We start from the raw sequence: 16,324 nt of genomic DNA on the forward strand, positions 1-16,324 counted from the left end.
TGTGGTGAGGGTAGATCTGAGGTGCCCACGTCCGATCTGCCCGCCGCGCGCCCCCGGCACGGGCGCGGGGGCCGGCGGCGCCAACCGGCCCGGTCTCAATGCGGCTCCCGGTGCGCAGCGCGGGCAGGTCGGTGCGGGCTCCGGTCCGCGGGCGGCACTGCCGGCGCGTGACGGCGGCCCCCGCCAGCCGCAGGGCCAGCCGAATCAGCAGCCTCAGCAGGGCCAGCAGCCTCAGCAGGGCCAGCAGCGCCAGCAGAACGCCGGGTTCCAGAGTGCCGGGCTCTCCGGCACCGGCCCGCAGGACTTCGCGCGGCAGGAGCCGCCGCATCAGGGCGGCGGGCCCTCCGGCGCCTTCGGCGGCGGCGCCCGGCTCGGCGCACCGGGCGGCCAGGGCGATTCCGGCCGTGCGGAGCAGGGTCAGCCCAACCTGTTCGGTCAGAGTCGGCCGGGTCAGTACGACCAGCCGGGCCAGCAGAGCGGTCCGGCCGGACGGCAGGCGCCGCAGCAGCAGGCCCGGCACAGCACCCCCGACCACCAGGGCGGCTTCCAGCAGTCCGGCGGTCCGGGCAACCCCGGCCGTCAGCTGCCGCCCGTAGGTGGTCCCCGTGCCGAGCTGCCCGGTGGCAACCCGCAGCCGCAGCGCCCGCAGGCCACCAGCTGGGGCACCGAGGATCCGTCGGTGCCGCGGCGCACTCCGCTCGACGCCCCGCGCGGTCACGAGGAGCCCGAGTCCACCGGCCAGTTCCAGCGGCCGATGAACCCGGGGATGGGGCAGCGCCCCCCGCTGCACGACCGGCAGGGCCCCGGCTCCACCGCCGAGTTCGCCCGTCCGGACTTCTCGGCGCCGGCCCCGCAGCACCAGGACCCGGCGGGCACCGCACAGTTCGCCCGTCCGGACTTCGGCCGTCCGCAGCCGTCGCAGGACCAGGGGCTGCCGGCTCCGCATCCGCACGGCCGGAACAGCGAGAACTTCCGTGCCCCGCGCCCGGCCACCGCTCCCGCGGGTGAGGCGCAGTACCGTCCGGTCCTGCCTCCGCAGCCGCAGCCCGAGGCGCTGCCTCCGGCGGGCCCGGGGGACGGTCGTACGCCGCTGTACGACACCCTGGAGACGAACTGGTTCCACGGCCCGCAGCAGGGCGGTCAGCAGCCGCCCGCCGGGCCGCAGGCACCGTCCGTCCCGCAGCAGACCCCGCACGACCGTCCCGCTGCCCCGATGCCGCGTCGCGGTGCGGGTGACACGGGCGCCACCACCAGTACCTGGCGTGCCTCGCCGAACGACGAACTCGTCCGGCAGGCGGAGCGGGCCAAGAAGCCCGCAGCAGGCGGAATCACCACTTCCGGTCTGCCTCGCCGGGTGCCGCGTGCCAATCTGGTGCCGGGCACCGCCCAGCAGCAGAACCACCAGTCGGGACCTCAGGTTTCGCGTGCGCCCGATGATGTGCGCGGGCGACTGACCAATCTCCGCCGGGGTATCCAGCAGGGTCGGCAGGCCAACAACGGCTCGTCGACCGGCAGTTTCCCACTCGGCCCCACTCACCAGCAGGAGCGTTAGTTGAGCCCGATGAGTCAGGCCGCACAGAATCTGAACTGGCTGATCACCAACTTCGTGGACAACACCCCTGGGGTGTCGCACACGGTGGTGGTCTCTGCCGACGGACTCCTGCTGGCCATGTCCGAAGGATTCCCGCGGGACCGTGCCGACCAGTTGGCGGCCGTCGCTTCCGGGCTGACCTCGCTGACCGCGGGCGCCTCCCGGATCTTCGAGGGCGGAGCCGTCAGCCAGACCGTGGTGGAGATGGAACGCGGGTTCCTCTTCCTGATGTCCGTCTCGGACGGCTCCTCGCTGGCCGTGCTCGCCCACCCGGACGCCGACATCGGTCTGGTCGGGTACGAGATGGCCCTGTTGGTCGACCGCGCGGGAACAGTCCTGACCCCCGATCTCCGCGCCGAGCTCCAGGGCAGCCTGCTCCACTGAGGCGGCCATGAACGTAACCGACGCGATCCCCCCAGGTACCGCACTCCCACCCTCGCCCGTCCGGCCGCTTCAGCCCCCCACCGGCCCCTTAAGACGGCAAGCCGACACAAGCTGTCACGCCCGGAGGATTCATGACCCCGCCACCCGCCTCACCCGATCCGTACGGCGCATTGCACCACGCGTCGTACGAGGGTGAAGGCGACCAGCCGCTGGTCCGTCCGTATGCCATGACCGGCGGCCGGACCCGGCCGCGCTACCAGCTCGCCATAGAGGCGCTGGTGTCGACCACGGCCGACCCGGCACACCTGGGGACGCTGCTGCCGGAGCACCAGCGGATCTGCCACCTGTGCCGTGAGGTCAAGTCGGTGGCCGAGGTGTCGGCGCTGCTGTCGATGCCGCTCGGTGTGGCCCGGATTCTTGTCGCGGATCTGGCGGAAGCCGGCATGGTGGCCATCCACCAGCCGGGCAACGGAGAGGCCGGCGGCGCGCCGGATGTGACACTGCTCGAAAGGGTGCTCAGTGGACTTCGCAAGCTCTAGCGGCGGTGCGGCCCGGGCCACCACCTCGGCGAAGATCGTGGTGGCGGGTGGTTTCGGCGTGGGTAAGACCACGTTCGTCGGTGCCGTTTCGGAGATCAACCCGCTGCGTACGGAAGCCGTGATGACGTCCGCGTCGGCGGGCATCGACGATCTGACGCACACCGGCGGCAAGACCACCACGACGGTGGCCATGGACTTCGGCCGTATCACCCTGGACCAGGACCTGATCCTGTACCTGTTCGGTACACCCGGTCAGGACCGGTTCTGGTTCATGTGGGACGACCTGGTCCGCGGCGCGATCGGCGCCGTCGTCCTCGTGGACACCCGCCGTCTCGCCGACTGCTTCCCGGCCGTCGACTACTTCGAGAACAGCGGACTGCCCTTCGTCATCGCCCTCAACGGCTTCGACGGACACCAGCCGTACACCCCCGAGGAAGTGCGCGAGGCCCTGCAGATCGGCCCCGACACCCCGATCATCACGACGGACGCCCGTCACCGCGGCGATGCGAAGAGCGGTCTGATCACGCTCGTGGAGCACGCGCTGATGGCGCGCCTGAAGTAGCCAAAGGCTCCCCGCAAGTCGGTATGGGGATACGGAAGTTGCTGTAGTCGCACGGGGGTGGACTGTGTCCTTTGACACGATCCGCCCCCGTGTTCATAACGTTTCGACAGAGAATTACTCCGGCTTCAACACCCGACGCATTCGCGTGGTGTCGCTGCGCTCACATGAGTCCCGCCTTTTGACGGGGCTCGCTCTTTATGCCCGTTTTATCTGAGGTGTGGAGCACTCGGAATGGCTCATTCCGACTGTTTGGAACGCGGCCGGTCCCCGTGCTGCAATTCGACGAAACTCCCGAGTAGTACGGCCCTGAACGAAAAACGGCACAGCGTAGGTGCCGACGCCGAGAGGTTGTTGGTCGAGTGAGGCGTAGCAACGAGGGCTCCGCGGCGCAGCATGAGCGGGGTAACTTCACCCCCCCGCCGCGCATCGCGGCGTCACCCGCCGAAGTGTCCGAGGAGGCACCGGCAGGCGGCAGCACGAGTCGGCTGTCCCCGCGTAACTGGCGGGTGCCCACCCGGCTGAACGCGATCCTTCTGATCCCTGTACTGGTCGGCCTGGTCATGGGCGGCTTCCAGGTGAAGGGGTCGATCGACACCTGGAGAGAGGCCCAGGACGCCGAGAAGACCGCGCTGATCGTGCGCGCGGCCTCGGAGTACGGACAGGCACTGCTCAACGAGCGTGACCTCTCCGCCCAGCCCCTGCTGTCGAACGATCGCGACGCAGCCGCCGTCGACCAGGTGTACGCCACCACGGACGCGGCCGCCGCCAAGTTCGACGAGGCCGTGCAGGGCATGCCGAAGAAGGAGGGCCTGCAGCGCCGTCTCCAGCTGTTCAAGCAGGAGGAGCCCAAGCTCCCGGAGCTGCGCAAGGCCGCCTACGCCGAGGCCATGGACCCGGTGAAGACGGAAGAGGGCTACGTCAGGGTCCAGCACTCCCTGATGGAGTTCTGCAACGAGCTGGGCCTCGGCACCGGCAACATCACGAGCTACGGCCGTACGGTCTACGCGATCGAGCTGGCCAAGGCCGCAGAATCGCTTCAGCGCTCCATCGGTATGCACCTGCTGGTGCGTCCGAGCCAGGAGCGCGCCAAGTTCGGCGCCCAGGTCAAGGCCTTCGGCTCGTACAACTACCTGGAGCAGATCGCCCTCGGCGAGTACGTCTCCGGTGGTACGGAGGCCGACTCGGTCCGCCTGAAGCAGGTCATGACCGCCAAGGCGGCCGAGGGCGCCAAGAAACTGAAGGCCGCCAAGGCGCAGGCGGACGCGGCAGGTGTGCCGTTCGTCGCGCCGCCCAGCATCGACGGCTCGGTCTTCGACGGAATGGCCCAGCAGATCGGGCAGGGCAAGTCGCCCGACGAGCTGGCCGAGCAGGGCATCACGCCCGCGACCTGGCTGGCCGCCTCCACCGCCAAGTTCGACGGCTACACCACGGTCGAGAAAGAGCTCGTCGACAAGGCGGTGACCGAGGCCGCGGACATCTCGTCCAGCGCCAAGACCGACGCCATCGTCAACGCCGCCATCGTGCTGGTCGCGCTGCTGGCCGCCTTCGTCCTGGCCGGCCTCGTGGCCCGCCAGATGAGCCGCGCGATGCGCCAGCTGCGTACCGCCGCCTTCGCGATCGCCGAGCAGCGGCTGCCGATGCTGGTCGACCAGCTGTCGCGGACCGAACCGGGCCGGGTCGACACCCGCGTCCAGCCGATCCCGATCACCACCCGGGACGAGATCGGCGAAGTCGCCCGCGCCTTCGACCAGGTGCACCGCGAGGCGGTGCGGCTGGCGGCCGAGCAGGCCATGCTGCGAGGCAACGTCAACGCGATCTTCACCAACCTGTCGCGCCGCAACCAGTCGCTGATCGAGGGCCAGCTGACCCTCATCACCGACCTGGAGAACAACGAGGCCGACCCGGACCAGCTGGAGAGCCTCTTCCGGCTGGACCACCTGGCCACCCGTATGCGCCGCAACGGTGAGAACCTCCTCGTTCTCGCCGGCGAGGAGCCGGGCCGCCGCTGGAACCAGCCGGTTCCGCTGGTCGACGTCCTGCGGGCCGCCTCCTCCGAGGTGGAGTCGTACGAGCGCGTCGAGCTCTCCGGTGTTCCGGAGACCGAGATCCACGGCCAGGCTGTCACCGACCTCGTGCACCTGCTGGCCGAGCTGCTGGAGAACGCCACCACGTTCTCTTCGCCGCAGACCAAGGTCCGCGTCACCGCGACCCGCCTGCCGGACAGCCGCGTGATGATCGAGATCCACGACAAGGGCATCGGCCTCACCGCCGAGGACTTCGCGGACATCAACCACAAGCTGGCCAACCCGCCGACGGTGGACGCCGCGGTGTCCCAGCGGATGGGTCTCTTCGTGGTCGGCCGGCTCGCCGACCGGCACGGCATCCGGGTCCAGCTGCGCCCCTCGGGCGAGCAGGCCGGAACCACCTCGCTGGTCATGCTGCCGGACGCGATCACCCACGGTGGCGGTGGCGAGCTCGAACCGGTCGCCGCCCAGGACGACTTCACGGTCTCCTCGATCATCCCGCGGCAGCAGGCCTTCGAACCGCTTCCGCACCAGCCCCAGATGCGTACGGCGGCCGAGCTCGGCTTCGACGACTCGCGTTACGAGGACCCGGAGGTCGACCCCGCACAGCTGGACCCGGTGGGCCGCTCGCTGATGCGTGAGGAGCGCCGGGCCGCGCTGGAGGCCCAGGCGGGCGGCGAGCGCCCGCAGTTCCCGGGCGACGCGTTCCAGGACACCTCGTTCCAGGACGGCGCCTACGCCGCGGACGCATACGCACAGGACCCGCAGCAGGAGCAGTACGCGCAGGCGGCGTACGACGGTTCCTACGACGCGTACGGCGGCGACAGCGGCTACGCCAAGCAGTCCGACTACCCCTCGCAGGGCGGCTATGCGGAAGCGGCATATGCCACTGCCGAGAGCGCCCAGCAGGGCTACGAGGACCAGTTCACCGCCCAGCCCCACCAGGAAGAGTGGGCAGATCAGGGCGCGTACCAGGGTGCGTACGAGCCCATGGCGCAGCCCGAAGCGGAATCTGTCCCGAGCGCTCCCGCCGAGCCGCAGGAGCGCGTAGGCTTCGACCGTCCGGGTCCCACCCCGAACGCCGGCGGCGAGATGACGCAAGCCGGTCTGCCTCGCCGGGGCGGTCAGCAGCACTGGCAGCCCACGGGCCGCGGAAACGACCAGTCCGTCGCAGCAGAGCAGCAGCCGCAGCAGCAGGTATTGCCGCAGCAGCCGTCGCCCGCGCCGCAGGACGGGAACGGCTCCGACGACTGGCGCTCGACGAACGACGAGCGCTGGGAGCGGGCCGAGAAGCTCCGGGAGCCGAAGGCGGGCGGGGTCACCCCGTCCGGACTTCCCCGGCGAGTGCCCAAGGCCAATCTGGTCGAGGGCACGGCGGAGCAGACCCAGCAGGGTGGCCCTCAGGTCTCCCGCGCCCCTGAGGACGTCCGGGGCAGGTTGAGCAACCTGCGACGGGGCATTCAGCGGGGACGCAACGCTGGTTCGGACACAAGTAATACCTACAACCAGGAGCGTTAGTGTGAGCCCGATGAGCCAGGCGGCGCAGAATCTCAACTGGTTGATCACCAACTTCGTGGACAACACCCCCGGGGTGTCGCACACGGTGGTGGTCTCCGCCGACGGACTCCTGCTGGCCATGTCCGAAGGATTCCCGCGGGACCGTGCCGATCAGCTGGCGGCCGTCGCTTCCGGCCTGACTTCGCTGACCGCGGGCGCCTCGCGGATCTTCGAGGGCGGCGCGGTGAATCAGACAGTTGTGGAGATGGAGCGCGGATTCCTCTTCATCATGTCCATCTCCGACGGATCTTCGCTGGCTGTTCTTTCCCACCCGGACGCCGATATCGGTCTGGTTGGGTACGAAATGGCCCTTCTGGTCGATCGTGCGGGCACAGTCCTCACCCCGGACCTCCGTGCCGAACTGCAAGGAAGTCTTCTTAACTAGTAGACAGACAGTGCGTTGCGCGCCACCGCCCCATAGGGTGCGGTGGCGCGGCCCCACTGGGACCGGGACCGGCAGTCGGAGGAGGAATTGTGGCAACACCCCCAGGCGGACACCAGTACGACGGTGGTCAGCAAGTACCGGGCGAGCACGGGGACAACCGTTACAACTTCCCCTCCACCCCCAGCAGACAGGGCGCGCAGCAGCCCTATGAGCCCCAGCAGCCGTACCCGCGTCGGCAGGCGCAGGACGGCGGGTGGCCGCAGGCGCAGGACGGTGGGTGGCAGCAGCAGCCGCAGCACCCTCAGCGCCCGCATCGGATCGAATCGCCCCAGCAGCCCCGCATTCAGCCGGTGCAGCCGCGGCGGCCCGCCGAGCCCGCCGCTCCCGCCGCCCACAACCCGCTGGTCCGTCCGTACGCCATGACCGGCGGCCGGACCCGACCGCGCTACCAGCTCGCCATTGAGGCGTTGGTCAGTACCACGGCCGATCCATCACGGCTGCAAGGGCAGTTGCCCGAGCACCAGCGGATCTGTCGGCTGTGCTTCGAGATCAAGTCGGTTGCCGAGATCTCGGCGCTTCTCTCGATCCCCCTCGGCGTTGCCCGGATCCTCGTAGCCGACCTGGCCGAGGCCGGACTCGTCGCTATCCATCAGCCCGGCGGCGACGAGTCCGCCGGCGGCCAGCCAGATGTGACACTGCTCGAAAGGGTGCTCAGTGGACTTCGCAAGCTCTAGCGGCGGAGCAGCCCGCTCCACTACCTCCGCGAAGATCGTGGTGGCAGGGGGCTTCGGCGTGGGTAAGACCACGTTCGTCGGTGCCGTTTCGGAGATCAACCCGCTGCGCACCGAAGCCGTGATGACGTCCGCGTCGGCGGGCATCGACGATCTGACGCACACCGGGGACAAGACCACCACGACGGTGGCCATGGACTTCGGCCGTATCACCCTGGACCAGGACCTGATCCTGTACCTGTTCGGTACACCCGGTCAGGACCGGTTCTGGTTCATGTGGGACGACCTGGTCCGCGGCGCAATCGGCGCCGTCGTCCTCGTGGACACCCGCCGTCTCGCCGACTGCTTCCCGGCCGTCGACTACTTCGAGAACAGCGGACTGCCCTTCGTCATCGCCCTCAACGGCTTCGACGGACACCAGGCGTACACCCCCGACGAGGTGCGCGAGGCCCTGCAGATCGGCCCCGACACCCCGATCCTGACCACGGACGCCCGCCACCGCGCGGACGCCAAGAGCGCGCTCATCACGCTCGTGGAGCACGCGCTGATGGCGCGCCTGCGGTAGCCTCCGGCAGCCATGCGAAAGGCCCCGCACTCCTTCGGGAGTGCGGGGCCTTTCGGGTTGCGCGGCCTTCGCCGCGCGGTGTCCTCGGTGCTTCAGCCCTGCCAGGAGTGCGGGGCGCGGAAGCCCGGGGTGCGCTCGAGGCGGCGCCAGCCGGCGTGGGTGCGGCCGCGGTGGGCCGGGACGGCGGCGGGCGTGGCGGCTGCGCGAGCGAGCAGGACCGCGGTTATCGCGGCCAGCTCCTCCGGGTCGGCAAGACCCTTCTCGACGCGCAGCACGGACTCAGCAGGAGTAGTGCTCATGGATGTTTCTCCGTCTTCTCGGCAGTGCGTGGCGGTCTGTGCGGGGTGGGGCACCGGCCGCGGCTACTGCGGGGGGTTGCCGTGCTTGCGGGACGGCAGATCGGCGTGCTTGGACCGGAGCATCGCGAGCGAGGCGATCAGCACCTCGCGCGTCTCGGCAGGGTCGATGACGTCGTCGACCAGTCCGCGCTCCGCGGCGTAGTACGGATGCATCAGTTCGGCCTTGTACTCCTTGACCATGCGGATCCGCATGGCCTCCGGGTCCTCGGCATCGGCGATCTGCCGACGGAAGATGACGTTGGCGGCACCTTCGGCGCCCATGACGGCGATCTCGTTGGTGGGCCAGGCGTAGGTCAGGTCGGCACCGATGGACTGGCTGTCCATCACGATGTACGCACCGCCGTACGCCTTGCGCAGGATCAGCGAGATCCTCGGCACCGTGGCGTTGCAGTACGCGTAGAGCAGCTTCGCCCCGTGCCGGATGATTCCACCGTGCTCCTGATCGACGCCGGGCAGGAAGCCGGGTACGTCCAATAGAGTGATGATGGGAATGTTGAATGCATCACACATCTGGACGAAACGGGCCGCTTTTTCCGACGCCTCGATGTCCAGGACACCCGCCAGGGACTGCGGCTGGTTGGCGACGATGCCGACGACCTGACCGTCGAGCCGGGCCAGGGCGCAGATGATGTTGCGGGCCCAGCGCTCGTGGATCTCCAGGTAGTCGCCGTCGTCGACGAGCTCCTCGATGACCTTGTGCATGTCGTACGGGCGGTTGCCGTCGGCGGGCACCAGGTCGAGCAGGACGTCGCCGCGCCGGTCGGCCGGGTCGTCGCTCGCCACGGTGGGCGGGTTCTCCCGGTTGTTCGACGGGAGCATCCCGATCAGGTAGCGGACCTCGGCGATGCAGGTCTCCTCGTCGTCGTACGCGAAGTGCGCGACGCCCGAGGTCTCGGCGTGCACATCGGCACCGCCGAGGCCGTTCTGCGAGATCTCCTCACCGGTGACCGCCTTCACGACGTCCGGTCCGGTGATGAACATCTGGGAGGTCTCGCGGACCATGAACACGAAGTCGGTGAGGGCGGGGCTGTAGGCCGCGCCGCCCGCGCACGGGCCGAGCATCACGCTGATCTGCGGGATGACACCGGAGGCTCGGGTGTTGCGCTGGAAGATGCCGCCGTATCCGGCGAGCGCGCTGACGCCCTCCTGGATCCGGGCGCCGGCGCCGTCGTTCAGCGAGACCAGCGGGGCACCCGCCGAGATCGCCATGTCCATGATCTTGTGGATCTTTGTGGCGTGGGCCTCACCCAGTGCGCCGCCGAAGATCCGGAAGTCGTGCGCGTAGACGAAGACCGTGCGGCCCTCGACCGTGCCCCAGCCAGTGATGACACCGTCGGTGTACGGCTTCTTCTCCTCCAGGCCGAACCCGGTCGCCCGGTGCCGACGCAGCTGCTCGACCTCCTTGAACGAATCCGGGTCCAGGAGCAGCTCGATGCGCTCACGGGCCGTCAGCTTGCCCTTGGCGTGCTGCGCCTCGGTCGCCCGGTCACTCGGTCCGCGCCGCGCCTGCTCACGCAGTGCCAGCAGTTCGGCCACCCGGCCACGGGTGTCACTCGGCTCGCCCGGGGTTTCGTCCACAACGGTCATGTATCGACCCTACGAAGCCGACCAAGAGAATCGTGCCGTCGACTCTGCACAGTCTCCCGACCCGTTTCCTGGTGGAGCCGGACAGAACCCTTGCGCCATGCAGGCGAACCACCAGCCCACAACGGTCCCCGTTTGTACGGGCTCCACAAAGACTCACTGTGGCGTACTGCACACACCGGTGAGTCCCGGGCCATGCTCCGCCTGGGCGTCCAGCGTCTTCCGGATGTCCTCCGGACGGTCCACGGCCGGTTCCGCCGGGTGGGCGACGGTCAGCAGCCCCGCCTCGTGGAGGCGTCCCGCACAACCGCGGGCACGACGTCCGGGGAGAATACCCCGGCCTTGCGACCCCACCCTTCTGCGCGTCCGCAGAGACGGGCTCGCTGGAACGGCAAGAGGGTGGGACCGGGATCGGCCCCACCCCCCTCCCTGCTCACTGCCGGCTCATTCAGCTTCCGCAGTGGAATCGCGCGTCGCCCCAGTCCGCGTGGTCGTTGCCGTTGCCGTCTCCGCCGTCTGCGACCACCAGCTCGACGTACTTCGCGCCGGTGACGTCCGCCGTGAGCGACCAGGCGGTGTCGGCCGCCTTGAGGACCGGCGACTTCACCTTCTCCGTGCCGTCGGCCCTGACGCTGAACTGCACACTGCCCGCGGTCTTCTGCACATCGTCCACGCCCACCTCGGCGGTGAACGACGTGCACATGCCGCCCAGGTAGTAGCGGATGGTCGCCGGGGCGTGGCTGCCGAGGCCCTTGGCATAAACGGTGCCGCCGATCGTCAGCGGGGTGCCGTCGCCGGTGCCCGTCTCACCGTTGGAGAGATCACGCTCGACCGGCCCCCAGCCGTTGCTCGACGCCGTCCAGTCCAGGTCGCTGGCCCAGCTGTCCGCGGTGGGCGGCGGCGGCAGGGTCCGTACGGACGTCTGCGCACCCAGGGACCGCTTCGCCCCGCCGACCGTGTACGACGCCTCGGCACTCAGGCTGTACGTCTGGTACGTGGCGTCCACCGGCGGGGTGACCTGCCAGCTGCCGGTGACCTTGGCGCCCGCCGCCACGGAGTCGAAGGTGACGGCGCCCGCGGGCTCCGCCTTCCAGCCGTCGGGGACGGTGAGGCCGACCGACACGTCGGTCGCGGCCGTCGCCTCGTAGTTGGTGAAACTCGCCTTGACGACGTTGGCCGTGCCCGGCTCCAGGGTCTCGGCGGCCGGGTCGACGCTGAGCGTGCCGCAGGCGGCCAGCTCACCGGCGAGGGCCGGACCGAGGTCGGTCACGGTGAACCCGTCGAGGACGAAGTCGGCGCCCTCGGGTGCGTCGTCGCGCTTGCGGAGCCCGGTCCAGGTGTCGCCGCAGCCCGCTGTGACGGTCTCGGCGAAGTGTCCGGTGGTGCGCTGCTGTCCGATCGCGGTGGTCCGGGTCCCGACCGGGTCGGGGTTGCCGTCGGCCGTGATCCGGTCGTAGCCGTCGACCCACTCATAGGCACCGGCGTGACTGGACTGGTAGTCGTACTCGACCTTGTACCGGTGGCCGTCGGCCATCGGCACCGTCCAGGGCGCGGTCCGGTAGACGAGTCCGCTGTTCTCCTCGTGGGCCTTCAGGGACTCCTTGCCGCCGATCACGTCGTCGACGAGCTTCCCGTTCCACCCGGCCTGGGTGTAGGGGGCGTGCAGCTGGGAGATGACGGTCCTGGGGTCGGTGGAGCCGCCCGCGTCGCCCTTGAGGAAGGGGCCCCAACCCTGGTCGACGTCCTCGAAGTCCTCGTACACGACGGTGTTCTTCCTGGTCGCCGGGGCGTTGGCGACGATCCGTACGTCATCGGCCCGCACCGTCGCGGTGCTGCCCTCGGCCGCTTCGATACGGAACGTGGTGCGGCCGTCCGCGGGGGCGGTGAAGTTCACCTTGGCCCGCTGGAAGTACGTGCCGTGCCAGTCCGAAGCGGCAACGTAGTCCTCGGCCGTGGAGCGGTCCACGGCGACGGACCTGCCGCCGATCGAGAGCGTCGTGTGCCGGGTCTTTCCGGACTGGACCTCGATCAGCGCGGAGGCGGTGTAGCGCGCGCCGGGCCTGAGGCCGGAGATGCGCTGCGCGACGGCGGCCGTGCCGTCGCCGGAGAGCTTCGCGCTGTTGCGGCCCTGGTCGTCGGTGTCACGGGCGACGGTCCCGCTCTTCGACCAGTCGTCGAGCCCGTTGTCGTTGAAGCCGGGGTCGTCGACCGCGCTGCCCTCGCCCCATTCCGGGTCAGCAGCGGAGGGTGCGTGGTCCGGGTAGAGGACGTACGGCTGTCCGGCGGTGGCCGTCAGCGTGATCTTCCCGTCGACGGGCCGGACCGTGCCGGCCCTGACCCGGCCGTTGTCGGTGAGCTTGTAGACGGTGTACGCGCCCTCGGACGGCACCGCCCAGCTGCTCGTACCACCGGACTTGCTGTAGTGGTACAGCTTCTTGCCGCCGTCCCACGGCAGCAGGTAGTCGGTGCCGCTGAGCACCTTGCGGCCGTGGTCGTAGAAGGTCCGCCTACCGTCCTCGACCGTGCCCCGTACGCCACCGGAGAAAGTGATGTGGTTGCCGTCCCAGCGGGTGATCTTCTGCTGCTGGAGGTACTTGGCGGGCAGGTTGCGCTGCCAGATGTTGTCGTGGAAGGCGTTCCAGTCGGTCTCGCCGGTCCAGCCCTCGAACTCGTCGATGGCGGTCTGGCCGAGGACCGGGTCGTTGTTCCAGACGTCCTTCTCGCTGTTGCGGATGAACCGGACGATCTGCGAGTTGAGGCCCTTGTTGGTGGCGCCGCCGTAGTCGAGGTCATTGGCCCAGTGCGACCAGAGCGAGCCGCGCTCGAACTTGTCGGCCCACTCGGTGGCGACGTTCCAGTCCTGCTTCTGCACGGTCTGCAGGGTCTTGTCGGCGATCCAGCCGTGCGTGTAGTAGACGTCGATGTAGAGCAGGCTGAGGTTGGGGTCGGTCTCGTCGCGCAGCTGCTGGAAACGGCGGGCCAGGTTGCCGCTGTTGATGTCGCTCCGCTGGTCGATGTAGTAGCTCTGGCCGAGCCAGTTCCAGCCGGGCTTCGTCTTGTCGACGAGCTTCTCGTCGAAGGCGTGGGCGTCCGCGTACGCCTCGGTGGCATTGACGTGGACGCCGAAGGTGGCGCCCCACTTCTTGCCGTCCTTCAGCAGCGTGTTGAGGTCCTTCAGCCCGCCGGCGCGCTTGTTGTAGTTGCCGCCGTAGTCGGGGTGGGCGGAGTCGTGGCCCTCGGCGGCGTATCCCTTGAGCAGCGCCAGCTGACCGAGGCCGTCGGTGGCGAGCGAGACCCGCTTTACGTCGTCGAGGGTACGCAGGAAGGGGTGGGTGGCCTGGCTGGCGAAGTTGAACGGGATGTGGGTGATCACCCGGTTCGCGGTGGCGTCGCTGCCCGGCGCGGTGACGCCGATGGTGCGGAACGCGACGGCACCGTCCTGCCAGTCGACGGTCTTGTCGCCGTTGGCGTCGGGGGTGACGACGACCTTGGCCCAGGGCAGGTTCGCGCCGCTCTCCGGCTTCGGTGCGCCGTTGCCGCGGTAGGTCCACTGCCCGGACCAGACGCCGACCCGGACACTGCCGTCGTCGGCCTTGCGGGCCTGGTGCCAGAACCGGGCGTCGTCGCCGCCGGTGGCGCCGGACGGCTTGTCGTACGAGGAGTTGGACTCGACGGCCGCGGCGAGCGTGCCGGTGTTGACGATCGCGTACGAGGCACCGACCGGCGCCTTGTCGGCGGCGGTGCCGGAGCTGACCCGGGCGAAGACGTCGGCGGTCTTCGTCGAGTCCGGGTCCAGGCGGGTGAACGCGGTGGCGGCGCCGGTGTCCGTGGAGCCGACGGAGACCAGGTCGTGGCCGGGGATGTCGATGGTGCCGACCCGGAACGCCTCGGTGTCGCGGACGGCCGTCACCTTGAAGGTGGTGGCCCGTCCGGAGACCGAGAGCGAGGCGTCGATCTCGACGCCGGGCAGGTCGGGGAAGGTGAGCGTGTACCGCGCGGTCGTGGCGGTGACCCGGGGCGCGCCCTTCGGCTGCACCGCGTGCGCGGCACCGTTGAGGGTGACGGCGGTGACCGGCTGCGTACTTCCCAGCAGCTGGTTGCCGCTGGCCCGGTCGGTGTACGACAGGACGCGCGGGAAATCGTCGGCGACAGCGACCGAGAGCTGCGGGGATCCGATGACGGCAGCGTCCGCGGGGACGGCCGTGCCGGCTGCGGCGGGTGACTGAGTGGCGGCTGCGGCGGGGAGCGCGGTCCCCACGAGCGCCAGGACGGCGGCTGAGGCGGCGGCGACAGCGCCCGCCGAAGTGAATCTTCGCGACATGTGCCCTGAGTAGTCCCCGTGTTGGGACACCGTCAACGACGTAGGGCCCCGAGGTGTGCGCCAGTCCAACAACCGTGATGCGTAAGTCCAAGTGACCGTTGCGCGAGCCGGGGCGGGTGCAGTGTTCACTTCCTGACCGCAGAGCCAGAACTCACCTCACAGCCGGCCCGCCAATTACCGTTCCCACTCGACGAGTTGTGAAGAATTCTCATTCCTGAGAGCGCTCTCAGTCACAACCCTTGACGCTGGTGGCGGCCGTCGCGAGAGTGGTGCGCACCGCGGACGCCCCCTGCTCCACCTCCCCGCACGATCGTTCCCGTCCGCGGCCCCCACACCTCAGGAGTCCCCCCGTGATCTCGCGCAGACTGTTCCTGACAGGCGCCGCCGCCACCGCGACCGCGCTCACCTACCCGGCCTGGGGAAGCACCCTCAGCCCGCACGCGTCGGCGGCCGCCGCCACCTGTGAACTAGCTCTGGAGAACCGATCGCTGCCCGGCACGGTCCACGCCTATGTCAGCGGCCATGAACAGGGCACCGGCCGCTGGCTGCTGCTGCGGACCGACGGCAGCAGCTACCGCCCCGACTCCCCCGCCGCACCGCAGACCCCGCTGCCGGTCGACTGCGCCATCCCGCTGAAGCCGGCCGGCGCCGGCCCCGTCGTCCTGACGCTCCCTCAGATGTACGGCGCCCGCGTCTACTTCGTACGCAACGACAAGCTGGACTTCTTCCTGAACCCCGGCCCCGCACTGGTCGAGCCGGCGTTCGCGACGTCCGCCGACCCGAACTACGGGCGGACCTGGTCGTTCTGCGAGTTCACCTTCAACCCGCAGCAGCTGTACGCGAACATCAGCTACGTCGATCTGGTCACCGCGCTGCCGATCGGCCTGACACTGGAGGGCGACACGACGCACACGGTCGCGCCGCTTCCGAACGGCGCCGTGCAGCGGATCGCCGACGCCCTGACCGCCCAGGCGGCGGCCGACGGGCAGCCGTGGGACAAGCTCGTGACCCGTGGCACGGACGGCGGCGTGCTGCGGGTGATCTCGCCGCAGAACCTGATGGCGCCCTATTTCGACCGGCCGGACCAGATGCCGCTCCGGGACCTGTTCACCGCACAGATCGACCAGGTCTGGGAGAAGTACCGGGGTACGGATCTGCGGATCGATCTCCAGGGCGGTCGGGGCGTGCGGACCGGCCGGGTAGTCGGCGACATCCTGACCTTCGACGGCGGCCACACCTTCACCAAGCCGGTGTCGAAGGACATCTTCACCTGCAACCACGGACCGTTCACCAACAACCCGGGCGACTCGGACGACAAGAAGGCGCTGCTGGCGCGGCTGGCGGCGGGGTTCAACCGGTCCCTCATGCTCTCGCACCCCGACCAGCCGAACGGCACGACGGTGACGGACTACTACCAGGGCGCGGTGACGAACCACTGGTCGCGTGTGGTGCACGCGAACACCCCGATCGGGTACGCGTTCCCGTACGACGACGTGCGTCCCGACGGCCGGCCGGACGTCTCGGGCGCCGCGAACGACGGCAACCCGCGGCGCTTCACGGTGAGCGTGGGGGCCTGAGGCGGAGGCAGGACACTACCTGCAGCCCGGAGGTGTGTCGGTCCGGGTGATCCTTTGCCCGTTTCCGCTGTGGCCGGGTCCTTGGGACAGGCCCTCTGCCGAGGTGCCCGCGGGCACCTCGGCAGAGGGCCGAGCCGTCATGGGG

At 69.6% G+C, this 16,324-nt stretch carries 11 protein-coding genes and 1 pseudogene; 9 read left to right on the forward strand and 3 right to left on the reverse strand.

Features of this window, described 5'->3' with window-relative positions; genetic code table 11:
- The 8 genes and pseudogenes from ABZV38_RS35385 to ABZV38_RS35420 form a co-directional block, all read left to right on the forward strand.
- Positions 1–1,552: pseudogene (locus tag ABZV38_RS35385) on the forward strand (histidine kinase); the annotation flags it as partial.
- Positions 1,553–1,561: 9 nt separating this feature from the next.
- Entirely contained in the window at positions 1,562–1,975 is a 414-nt protein-coding gene (locus tag ABZV38_RS35390) for a roadblock/LC7 domain-containing protein (RefSeq protein ID WP_024495006.1), read from the forward strand.
- A 131-nt stretch (positions 1,976–2,106) separates the two neighbouring features.
- A complete protein-coding gene (locus tag ABZV38_RS35395; RefSeq protein WP_030978706.1) occupies positions 2,107–2,514 on the forward strand; it encodes a DUF742 domain-containing protein in 408 nt (135 codons plus the stop codon).
- The gene (locus ABZV38_RS35400) at positions 2,495–3,076 is read left to right on the forward strand and encodes an ATP/GTP-binding protein (protein ID WP_136330938.1); all 582 of its coding nucleotides are present in this window, start codon (positions 2,495–2,497) and stop codon (positions 3,074–3,076) included. The genes ABZV38_RS35395 and ABZV38_RS35400 overlap by 20 nt, the downstream gene beginning before the upstream one ends.
- A gap of 359 nt (positions 3,077–3,435) precedes the next feature.
- The gene (locus ABZV38_RS35405; protein WP_356332555.1) at positions 3,436–6,618 is read left to right on the forward strand and encodes a nitrate- and nitrite sensing domain-containing protein; all 3,183 of its coding nucleotides are present in this window, start codon (positions 3,436–3,438) and stop codon (positions 6,616–6,618) included.
- Between the two features lie 10 nt (positions 6,619–6,628).
- Positions 6,629–7,042, forward strand: a complete 414-nt coding sequence (locus ABZV38_RS35410) for a roadblock/LC7 domain-containing protein (RefSeq protein ID WP_267007938.1) — start codon at positions 6,629–6,631, stop codon at positions 7,040–7,042.
- 89 nt (positions 7,043–7,131) lie between these two features.
- On the forward strand, positions 7,132–7,776 hold the full coding sequence (locus ABZV38_RS35415) for a DUF742 domain-containing protein (RefSeq protein WP_356332556.1): 645 nt from the start codon (positions 7,132–7,134) through the stop codon (positions 7,774–7,776).
- Positions 7,757–8,338, forward strand: coding sequence for an ATP/GTP-binding protein (locus ABZV38_RS35420; RefSeq protein ID WP_356332557.1), 582 nt, complete (start codon positions 7,757–7,759; stop codon positions 8,336–8,338). Before ABZV38_RS35415 ends, ABZV38_RS35420 begins: the two co-directional genes overlap by 20 nt.
- 92 nt (positions 8,339–8,430) lie before the next feature.
- Here the strand turns inward: ABZV38_RS35420 and ABZV38_RS35425 are convergent, their stop codons facing one another.
- The 3 genes from ABZV38_RS35425 to ABZV38_RS35435 form a co-directional block, all read right to left on the reverse strand.
- Positions 8,431–8,637, reverse strand: coding sequence for an acyl-CoA carboxylase subunit epsilon (locus tag ABZV38_RS35425; RefSeq protein ID WP_356332558.1), 207 nt, complete (start codon positions 8,635–8,637; stop codon positions 8,431–8,433).
- Between the two features lie 63 nt (positions 8,638–8,700).
- Positions 8,701–10,284 (reverse strand): acyl-CoA carboxylase subunit beta, encoded by a 1,584-nt coding sequence (locus ABZV38_RS35430; RefSeq protein WP_356332560.1) that lies wholly within the window; start codon positions 10,282–10,284, stop codon positions 8,701–8,703.
- Between the two features lie 445 nt (positions 10,285–10,729).
- Complete coding sequence (locus tag ABZV38_RS35435; RefSeq protein WP_356332561.1) at positions 10,730–14,602, reverse strand: endo-alpha-N-acetylgalactosaminidase family protein; 3,873 nt, start codon at positions 14,600–14,602, stop codon at positions 10,730–10,732.
- Positions 14,603–14,952: 350 nt separating this feature from the next.
- Here ABZV38_RS35435 and ABZV38_RS35440 point away from each other — a divergent pair, with 350 nt between their 5' ends.
- Entirely contained in the window at positions 14,953–16,179 is a 1,227-nt protein-coding gene (locus tag ABZV38_RS35440) for a glycoside hydrolase family 64 protein (protein WP_356332562.1), read from the forward strand.
- The last annotated feature ends 145 nt before the right edge of the window (positions 16,180–16,324 follow it).

This window comes from Streptomyces sp. NPDC005181 (assembly GCF_040608395.1).
Taxonomy (GTDB): Bacteria; Actinomycetota; Actinomycetes; order Streptomycetales; family Streptomycetaceae; genus Streptomyces.

Excerpts from the sequence above, each read along its gene's own strand:
- ABZV38_RS35410 (WP_267007938.1), top strand. The coding sequence starts at position 6,629 with ATGAGCCAGGCGGCGCAGAATCTCAACTGGTTGATCACCAACTTCGTG.
- ABZV38_RS35390 (WP_024495006.1), top strand. The coding sequence starts at position 1,562 with ATGAGTCAGGCCGCACAGAATCTGAACTGGCTGATCACCAACTTCGTG.
- ABZV38_RS35425 (WP_356332558.1), bottom strand. The coding sequence starts at position 8,637 with ATGAGCACTACTCCTGCTGAGTCCGTGCTGCGCGTCGAGAAGGGTCTT.
- ABZV38_RS35435 (WP_356332561.1), bottom strand. The coding sequence starts at position 14,602 with ATGTCGCGAAGATTCACTTCGGCGGGCGCTGTCGCCGCCGCCTCAGCC.
- ABZV38_RS35430 (WP_356332560.1), bottom strand. The coding sequence starts at position 10,284 with ATGACCGTTGTGGACGAAACCCCGGGCGAGCCGAGTGACACCCGTGGC.
- ABZV38_RS35395 (WP_030978706.1), top strand. The coding sequence starts at position 2,107 with ATGACCCCGCCACCCGCCTCACCCGATCCGTACGGCGCATTGCACCAC.